Below are 779 nucleotides of genomic sequence, written 5' to 3'. Positions count from 1 at the left end.
GGCGATGGCATCCAGTTCGTCCTTCGTGAAACGCCCGCCGTCGGGGAGCTCGAACTCGGTGATGGGGATTGACCCGATCGTCGCGGTGGACCACAGGGGGAACTCGGTGTCGCCGTGCTCGCCGACGATCCACGCGTGCACGCTCGAGGTGGCGACTCCCGCGCGCTGCGCGAGCTTCCAGCGCAGGCGCGAGGTGTCGAGGACCGTGCCCGAGGCGAAGATCCGGCGCGCGGGCAGGCCCGTGGCCTCCTGCGCGAGAACGGTCAGGACGTCGCACGGGTTGGTGACGATGACGTATACCGCGTTCGGGGCGACCTCGAGCAGCTCGGGCATCATGTCGCGGATGATGCGGGCGTTGGTGGCGGCGAGCTCGGTGCGGGTCTGGCCGGGGTTCTGCTTGGCCCCCGCGGTGATGACGACGACGTGCGAGCCCTCGGCGACGGAGACGTCGCTGCCGCCGACGATGTCGCTCGAACCGGTGAACTGGGTGCCGTGCGCGAGGTCGAGAACCTCGGCCTCGACCTTGGCCTCGGCGATGTCGTACAGCGCCACGTGCCGCGCGGATCCCCTGATCAGAGCGGCGTAGGCAACACTCGCCCCCACGCTTCCCGCGCCCACGACCGTCAGCTTCGAGTTCTCGATCACGCTCATGGTCTGATCCTTGCAGCGGCGTGGGACCGGTGCCAGGGCGGTCGTTCGACGGTGGAGGAACGGATGCCGGGGGCTGGTGGTGTGGTGCGGTGCGGTTCGGGGTGGGCGCGGTGCGGCTGGCCCGGCGT

General features: G+C 70.2%; 1 protein-coding gene. It reads right to left on the bottom strand.

Going from position 1 to position 779, the window contains the following annotated elements; all coding sequences use genetic code 11:
• A partial coding sequence (locus tag NS220_RS18675; RefSeq protein ID WP_058625458.1) for a lactate/malate family dehydrogenase occupies window positions 1-651 on the bottom strand: 651 nt, incomplete at its 3' end.
• Window positions 652-779: the final 128 nt, after the last annotated feature.

The sequence above is a fragment of the Microbacterium testaceum genome (assembly GCF_001476655.1).
GTDB lineage: Bacteria > Actinomycetota > Actinomycetes > Actinomycetales > Microbacteriaceae > Microbacterium > Microbacterium testaceum_C.
The sequence above is the reverse complement of the archived record's forward strand: the minus strand, read 5'-3'. Positions and strand labels throughout refer to the sequence as shown.